Source organism: Ruegeria sp. BHSB064 (assembly GCF_059613205.1).
This window is the reverse complement of the sequence record NZ_JBXWSB010000164.1, coordinates 1-8,087: the sequence shown is the minus strand read 5'-3', so window position 1 is coordinate 8,087 and position 8,087 is coordinate 1. Positions and strand designations below refer to the sequence as shown.

At 57.8% G+C, this 8,087-nt stretch carries 8 protein-coding genes; 4 read left to right on the top strand and 4 right to left on the bottom strand.

What is annotated here, in order from left to right; genetic code table 11:
• Both add and upp read left to right on the top strand, forming a co-directional pair.
• Nucleotides 1-801: adenosine deaminase (gene add, locus AC2FNU_RS22660; RefSeq protein WP_496792998.1), on the top strand; the 801-nt coding region annotated here is incomplete at its 5' end.
• Nucleotides 798-1,430, top strand: coding sequence for a uracil phosphoribosyltransferase (gene upp / locus AC2FNU_RS22655; protein ID WP_171177569.1), 633 nt, complete (start codon nt 798-800; stop codon nt 1,428-1,430). The genes add and upp, both read left to right, overlap by 4 nt.
• A gap of 6 nt (nt 1,431-1,436) precedes the next feature.
• Here the strand turns inward: upp and AC2FNU_RS22650 are convergent, their stop codons facing one another.
• Nucleotides 1,437-2,450: a hypothetical protein gene (locus AC2FNU_RS22650; protein ID WP_496792996.1), complete on the bottom strand. Its 1,014-nt coding sequence runs from the start codon at nt 2,448-2,450 to the stop codon at nt 1,437-1,439.
• 147 nt (nt 2,451-2,597) lie between these two features.
• Between AC2FNU_RS22650 and AC2FNU_RS22645 the strand changes: the two genes are divergently transcribed.
• Together AC2FNU_RS22645 and AC2FNU_RS22640 are read left to right on the top strand one after the other, a co-directional pair.
• A complete protein-coding gene (locus AC2FNU_RS22645) occupies nt 2,598-3,533 on the top strand; it encodes a DMT family transporter (RefSeq protein ID WP_496792994.1) in 936 nt (311 codons plus the stop codon).
• 223 nt (nt 3,534-3,756) lie between these two features.
• Nucleotides 3,757-4,530 (top strand): Hint domain-containing protein, encoded by a 774-nt coding sequence (locus AC2FNU_RS22640; protein ID WP_496792992.1) that lies wholly within the window; start codon nt 3,757-3,759, stop codon nt 4,528-4,530.
• Between the two features lie 56 nt (nt 4,531-4,586).
• On the opposite strand, the gene AC2FNU_RS22635 is transcribed toward AC2FNU_RS22640, so the two are convergent.
• From AC2FNU_RS22635 to AC2FNU_RS22625, 3 genes are all read right to left on the bottom strand, one after another.
• Nucleotides 4,587-6,788, bottom strand: a complete 2,202-nt coding sequence (locus AC2FNU_RS22635; protein WP_496792990.1) for a 3-hydroxyacyl-CoA dehydrogenase NAD-binding domain-containing protein — start codon at nt 6,786-6,788, stop codon at nt 4,587-4,589.
• A complete protein-coding gene (locus AC2FNU_RS22630) occupies nt 6,781-7,263 on the bottom strand; it encodes a cupin domain-containing protein (RefSeq protein WP_496792989.1) in 483 nt (160 codons plus the stop codon). The genes AC2FNU_RS22635 and AC2FNU_RS22630 overlap by 8 nt, the downstream gene beginning before the upstream one ends.
• Nucleotides 7,263-8,087: acetyl-CoA C-acyltransferase (locus AC2FNU_RS22625; protein WP_496792988.1), on the bottom strand; the 825-nt coding region annotated here is incomplete at its 5' end. The genes AC2FNU_RS22630 and AC2FNU_RS22625, both read right to left, overlap by 1 nt.

Genomic DNA, 8,087 nt, shown 5'->3' with positions numbered 1-8,087 from the left:
GTTTTGAAAACACCCGAAGACTTTCGGCGGCTCACTTTGGCCATTCTGGAAGAAAGCGCGGAAAACGGCGTGGTCTATTCCGAGACTTTTCTGAGCCCCGATTTCTGTGGCGGCGGCGATCTGCACGCCTGGCGGGATTATCTGAACGCCATTCAGGATGCCGCGGACGAGGCGGAGCGCAAGTTTGACATTACCCTAAGAGGCGTCATCACCTGCGTGCGACACTTCGGTCCCGAACAGGCCAAGCACAGCGCCCATTGTGCAGCTGAGACCGCAGGCGACTGGATCACCGGATTTGGTATGGGCGGAAACGAATCCATCGGTGTGCAGGGCGATTTCAAATGGGCTTTCGATTGCGCTCGCGAAGCCGGTCTGCGTCTGACCACTCATGCGGGTGAGTTCGGTGGTCCTGAAAGCGTACGTGATGCCATCCGCGATCTGGGGGTCGAGCGCATCGGTCACGGCGTCCGCGCCATCGAAGACCCTGACCTTGTTCGCGAACTGGTCGACCGCGACATAACGCTCGAGGTCTGCCCGGGCTCGAATGTGGTTCTGGGCCTCTTCCCTGATTTCGCGGCCCACCCGATTGCGGCCTTGCGCGACGCGGGTGTGAAGGTCACGGTCTCAACAGACGATCCGCCATTTTTTCACACGACCATGCGGCGGGAATATGAGATGTTGAACGCAGCTTTCGGCTGGGAGGCCGAAGAATTTGCGGCACTGAATGAGACGGCCCTAAATGCGGCTTTTTGCGATGAAGACACCCGCGCGCGGGTCAAGAAAAGACTGGAGACATCATGAGCGAACATCTGACCGTCGTCGATCACCCGCTGGTGCAACACAAACTGACGCTCATGCGGGACAAGGGCACCTCAACAGCTGAATTTCGGCAGTTGCTGCGCGAAATTACGCTTTTGCTGGCCTACGAGGTCACGCGCGAAATCCCGTTGACCACACGCCATATCGAAACGCCGATGGAAGAGATGGACGCGCCTATTCTGGCGGGCAAAAAGATGGCGCTTGTGTCAATCCTGCGCGCTGGAAACGGGATGTTGGATGGCGTTCTGGAACTGGTGCCTTCAGCACGTGTTGGTTTCGTGGGTCTATACCGCGACGAAGAAACGCTGAAACCCGTTCAGTACTATTTCAAGGCGCCCGAAGGGCTGAAGGACCGACTGGTCATTGCCGTTGACCCGATGCTGGCCACCGGCAACAGCTCTGCCGCCGCCATTGACCTTCTGAAAGAGGCGGGCGCAACGGATATCCGCTTCCTTTGCCTGCTGGCGGCACCCGAAGGTGTGGCGCGTATGAAAGAAGCACACCCGGATGTGCATATCGTGACCGCCGCTTTGGATCGCGAGCTGAACTCGAAAGGCTATATCATGCCGGGTCTGGGCGATGCGGGCGACCGCATGTTCGGCACTAAGTAAGCCCGATTACTCACCGCAAATGTTCTGAAGCCGGACCCAGTCGCGGTCCGGCAGGACCTGTTCAAGGGTGCGACCTGCCATCGGGTCCGCCTCGATCAACCCCAGGACTGTTTCACCTGTTATGTCTCGCGCATACGCATAAGGTGTGGAGGGCAAGGCGGCTTGTGCAAAGACAGCCAGAAGCTGGTCATCCAAAAGCGAAGGCCGAGGTTCTGACACGACTTGTTCGGTGTAGCTGTCTATGATGGCAGGCGTCAGCCCGCCAGTTGTCAGCAAACGGAAGGCCGACGATGCACCTGTTCGATCCAAAAGATCATCCAGCGGGTCCGTCTGTTCCATGCGGGCGCGTTCCGCAATCACATAACCTGCTGCCACGGCAGGGTCTTCATAGTCTTCCACCAGCGATTTGTTCAAAAGAACCGTACCGCCAGGAAGGCTCAGACTGTCCTGAACGCCTGCAGGTAAGATGATGATCTGCCGTACACCAGTGCGTTTGGCCAGCCGATCCAGCGAAGCCTGCGCATCGACCGAAGAACAGGCGCGCCCGGAAACACGTTCAATTCGGTGCAGAATAGTTTCCCCGATCTCTTGTCGTTTGACCTGAGGCACAACCGAGACGACGTGGCTTTGCAGCGCAGCGGGAAGCCAAAAAAGCAAAAGGGCCAGAACCGCAGCAACCACGCCCCCAACACTCAACCACCGCAGACGACCGGGATGCGGGCGCGCGCGGTCTATGGCGCGCTGCAACCGGTCGATGGCGTCCAGCATCGTGGTCTCGGTTTCGGCCAGTTCCAACGTCTCGTCCGGGTCGCCGTCAGGGTTGAAGATGGCCGGATAAGTGCCGGGGTTCTGTCGTTCCAGGGCAGCCAAAGACCAATGGGTCAAAGCCCTGTCATTAAAGTCAGAGATCGTCAGGGTGGCTTCGCCGATCGATACCACGACCTCTCGCCGTTGTTCATCGGGCGAGGGACGCCACAGACCGGTGGCTTCGATCCGCTGGTACTTTTTCAGGGCCGTCATCTTAGTGGGGTCTGCTCAGATTTGTTTTGCCACAGCTTAGCATGGTGCATTCGTAGGGCGCAAACCTGTTGCGCAGTCATTCCGAAATGTGCTGGATACCGAACAGGACTGGGACCGCCGATCTTTGATCGCAATTGGGGCGCTTACATGCAGGATCATCCAACAACTTCACCGGTGTTGGCCTCGGGCTTGATGGTCGGTGCCATGGCGATCATTGGCGTGATCGACAATGTGGTGGTTCTGTTGGCGGAAACGGTTGGCTTGTGGCAATTCCACCTGACCCGCGCGCTTTTGATGTTTCCACTTATCGTTGGTCTGTCTGTTCTGGGGCTGGGTGGATTGCGCCCACGTCGTTGGGGGGCTGTTATTTTACGCAGCATTCTGATGACGACGGCCATGCTGTGTTACTTCGCCTCGTTGTCGATGATGCCAATTGCAGAAGCACTGGCGGGATTGTTCACGTCGCCAATCTTTGTGTTGCTGATCTCGGCGCTTGCGCTCAAGCAGGCGATTGGTCCCTGGCGCATCCTGGCCGTTCTGATGGGCTTTACCGGTATTCTGTTGGTGCTTCAGCCAAACCCGACTGACTTTGATGCCCGTACGCTTTTGCCGGTTGCTGCAGGGTTTTTCTATGCGCTGAGTTCGATCCTGACACGTTCGATGTGCTCTGACGAAAGTACAGTGGCAATGTTGGCGGCAATGGTTACCACGTTGGCCATTGCCGGGGCGATTGGTGTCATCGCCTTCACGGTTGTTCCCGTTGAAACCCCTGACGGACCAGATGGTTTTGTCACGCGGGGTTGGGTTTGGGCCTTCGGACCCGCGATGCTTTGGATAGGCATCCAGGCTGTGGGGTCAACAATCGCGGTCTTCATGCTGATCAAGGCGTATCAGGTTGGAGAACCGTCGTATGTGGCGGTCTTTGAGTATTCAGTCATGATTTTTGGTCCGCTCTTTGCATTTATCGCTCTGGGACAGACCATCGGTGCGTTGCAAGTTTCGGGCATTGTCTTGATAGCAGCGGCAGGGGCATTGCTTGGATGGCGGGCCAGACGCTCTTCGTCGTTGCAAGAGATGGCCTGACGCTCTGGTTACACTGAATGGCCTGGATTCGAACCAAGAACACCCGCTTTACGTTTCAGATTACGCAATAAAGCCCTTTCATTTGGCGAGAGTGTTTACGAAAACACCGGAACATAAGGCAAAATCAGCCCAAATCGGGCGTAATTATGTCGGAAATAAGACGGTCTTCATTTTTAGTGCTAGCACTTAGACAAATCAATTTGTGCCAAAGGGGGTTCGGCACGTGTCTGAAGTTACGAGTATTTCTGTTTATCTGAATCAAACGCCTGACGGTGATCCAACCAACCTGAACCAAGCGGTGAATGCACGCCGCGGAGGATTTCTGAAAGGCACCAAAGTCGCGACCACCAGTGGTTGGAAACCGGTCGAACGGATCGCTGTTGGTGATCTTGTCCGCACACTGGACCATGGTTTCAAAGAGGTGCGCCGCATTTCAACCAACGTGGTGGTTATCCCGGCAGACGAGCGACGGGACGAATACCTGCCTGTATTTGTACCAGCCCGCGCCGCGTATAACGGACGGCCTGTCTGGCTGATGCCCGAACAGGGCATGGCGCTGACCCTGTCCAAAATCGATGCCGAAAATGACGGGGTTTCCGTGGTGCCCGCGCGCGTGCTGAGCGGTGCTGGTCGTCTGATGTCGCAAGCACCGGGATCGTCTTTTGAAGTCTGTTCACTGTTTTTCGACGAGGATCAGGTGATTTTTGTCGAAGGCGGCTTACAAGCCTATTGCCCTTCGGGTCGTTTTTCGATGCGCGGGTCGCTGCACACGCAAAGTTACGCGGTGGCAGACGACGAAGCCGCTGCGGACCTGGCCAATTCCATTGCAATCAAGGGTGATATGTCGGCCCTTGCAAACCCATTGGGTGCACTGCCTGCACCCATCCCACAGGACCCGATATTTCCGATCCGCCCGCCATCTGGGGTCAGGCGGCCGGGTCGACCGGGGCGTCCCAACGCGCCGGTTCTGTTCCTGCGGCCCGAATGGCAGATCTAACCAAACACTGACAAAAACGATACAGGCGCGGGCTCTTCCGCGCCTGTATCACATGATCAAGCAGCTTTTGCTGCGGGATTGAAGCGACCGTAGAAGCTTTGACCTTTTTCCGCCATCTCACGCAGCAGCGGTGGGCAGGCAAAGCGCTCGCCATAGGCTTCTGCCAGTTGATCGCACCGCTCGGCGGCATAGGGTGTGCCGATGATGTCCAGCCAGCTCAGCGGGCCACCCGACCAGGGGGCAAAGCCCCAGCCCAGAATCGCACCCACGTCACCTTCGCGGATGTCTTCCAGAACACCTTCTTCCAACGCGCGCACCGCTTCCAGAACCTGTGCAAACATCAGACGTTCCTGCACTTCGATCAGGTCCGGCTGGTCCTTGGCGTGCGGGTATTTGTCTTGCAGACCCTTCCAGTATTCGACGCGCTTGCCTTTGTCGTCATAATCGAAGAAGCCCGCATTGGCCTTGCGACCCAGTCGGCCCTGCTCCTCCATCCAGAAGATCAGATCATCCGAGGGGCTGTCCGGATAGGCATCGCCCATCGCCGCCTTGGTCGCGCGGGCGATCTTGGCCCCCAGATCAATCGATGTTTCATCGGTCAGTTGGATCGGCCCAACCGGGAAGCCCAACTGACGTGCGGCGTTGTCGATCAGAACGGGGTTCACACCTTCAGCAATCATCCGCACGCCTTCGTTGATGTACGGAATGATGCAGCGGTTGGCATAGAAGAAGCGCGCATCGTTGACCACGATCGGCGTCTTGCGGATCTGACGGACATAATCCAGCGCCTTCGCCACTGCGCGATCCCCGGTTTCCTTGCCCTTGATGATTTCGACCAGGAACATCTTCTCAACTGGCGAGAAGAAGTGGATACCGATGAACTGTTCGGGCCGCACTGAGGCTTTCGCCAGATCCGTGATCGGCAGCGTCGAGGTGTTCGAGGCAAAGATGCAATCCTCGGGGATGATCGCTTCGACCTTCTTGGTCATCTCGGCTTTCACGCCGGGATCTTCGAACACGGCCTCGATGATCAGATCGCAGCCTTTCAACTGCTCCAGATCGGGGGTGGCGGTGATACGCGCCAGCAGGGCCTCTTTCTTCTCAGCCGTGGCTTTGCCGCGCTTGATGCCCTTGTCCATATAGCTTTCGCTATACGCCTTGCCCTTGTCTGCGGCTTCCTGATCACGGTCGATCAGAACAACCTCCATCCCGGCCTGCGCCGAGACCAGAGCGATACCGGCCCCCATCATGCCCGCGCCCAGAACGCCAACCTTTTTGACGCGCTGATCCGGTACATCCTTGGGACGCACGGCGCCTTTCTCCAGCGCTTCCTTGTTCAGGAACAGCGACCGGATCATCGCCGATGACGACGGGTTCATCAGGACATTGGTGAACCACCGCGCCTCGATTTTCAGGGCGGTGTCGAAGTCAACCAGAGCCCCTTCATAGATCGAGCTCAGCAAAGCCTTTGCCGCCGGGAAGGCGCCTTGTGTCTTGCCGTTGACCATTGCGCTTGCACCCACGAAGGTCATGAAGCCGGCAGGGTGGTAAGGTGCGCCGCCGGGCATCTTGTAGCCCTTGGCGTCCCAAGGCTTGACCAGATCCGCATCCTTGGCGCTCAGAACCCATTCCTTGGCTGCGGCAACCGGATCATCAGAAACTGCGTCGATCAGTTGCGCACCCTTGGCTTTCTTCGGGTCCATCATCTTACCTTCCAGCAGCACCGGAGCGGCAGCCATTGCACCGACCATGCGGCTATAGCGCATTGTGCCGCCGCCACCTGGGAAGATACCCAGCAGAATTTCCGGCAGACCGATCTTGGATTTCGGGTTGTCGGTCATGACGCGGTGATGACACGCCAGAGCGATTTCAGTCCCGATCCCGGCGCATGTGCCGTTGATTGCGCAGGCAATCGGCTTGCCGCCCTTTTTGGTCTTGGGGTCCATGCCCGCCAATTCCAGCTTGCGCAGAATGTGGTGACCACCCATCACGAAGTCGAACAGAGCTTGCGCCGGTTCTTCGCCCGCCTCTTGGCGGATGGTAGCCAGCGTGTTCAGGTCCATGCCGCCTGCAAACGAACCTTCTTTGCCCGAAGTGATGACGATGCCTTTGATCTCATCATCGTTCAGGGCCTGATCGATCAGTTGGCTGACCTCCTGAAACGCCTCGCGGGTCAGCACGTTCATGGATTTGCCCTGGGCGTCCCAGGTTACAAAGGCGACGCCGTCTGCGTCCTTGCTCAGAGTGAAATCAGTCATTGTCATCTCCAATCTGGTCAGCCGTCAGCGGGCTGCCGTCTTTCCGGGTAAAGGTGTTCCCGTCATCCTTCACCATCATGTCTAAGTCGCTGTAAAAACAGGTCTCGGTCGGGGTCCGAGTGCCCACCACCAGAAAGGTCGCAGGCGCATCGGTTTTGTTCACAAGGTGATGGCCGTTGGCTTCACCAGCGGGCCACGCGGCGCAATCACCGGGCCGCATCTCATGCTCACCATCGTCGTCGATCAGCACGCATGTGCCACTGAGCATGATTGCAAACTCGTCCTGCTCCATGTGGTAATGACGCAGCGAGGACAGAGCTTGTGGTTCAAGCCGCACGATGTTGACCCCGAACTGGGTCAGCCCGCCTGCATCTCCAACGCCCTGGTTGAAACGGCCTCCGACCGCCTCGGCCAGCTTGCCGGGATAAGACGAGCCGCCCTTGAACGGGATCTGAGAAAGATCCAGCTTGGGCATCACACCCGCTCGATAATGGTTGCTGCACCCATGCCGGACGCGATGCAGAGCGTTGCCAGACCGGTTTCCTTGTCCTGACGCTCAAGCTCATCCAGCAGTGTGCCGATGATCATCGCACCAGTTGCGCCCAACGGGTGCCCCATCGCGATCGAGCCGCCGTTCACGTTCACTAGGGCCGGATCAACGTCGAATGCCTGCTGAAAGCGCAGCACGACCGAGGCAAATGCTTCGTTCACTTCGAACAGGTCCAGATCGCTGATCTTCATGCCGTTATCAGCAAGGATCTTCTCAGTCACCGGCACCGGGCCGGTCAGCATGATGGTCGGATCGGTGCCGATCTTCGCAGTTGCCTTGATGCGCGCGCGCGGCTTGAGGCCGTATTTCTCGCCGAATTCCTTGTTGCCGATCAGAACAGCCGCTGCACCGTCCACGATCCCCGAGCTGTTGCCCGCGTGGTGGATATGGTTGATCCGTTCCAGATGCGGGTACTTGATCATCGCCACCTTGTCGAAGCCCGGCATCTGTTCACCCATCATCTGGAAGGACGGGTTCAGCGCACCAAGGCTCTGCATGTCAGTGCCGGGGCGCATGTATTCGTCACGATCCAGAATGGTCAGGCCGTTCTGATCTTTGATGGTGATAACTGATTTTTCAAAGCGGTTGTCGTCCCAGGCGGCTGCGGCACGTTTCTGCGATTCTACGGCCAGCGCGTCAGCATCATCACGACTGAAGCCATACTCGGTGGCGATAATGTCAGCCGAGATGCCCTGCGGCACAAAATAGGTCTCCATCGCCAGCGACGGATCGACAGCAATCGCGGCACC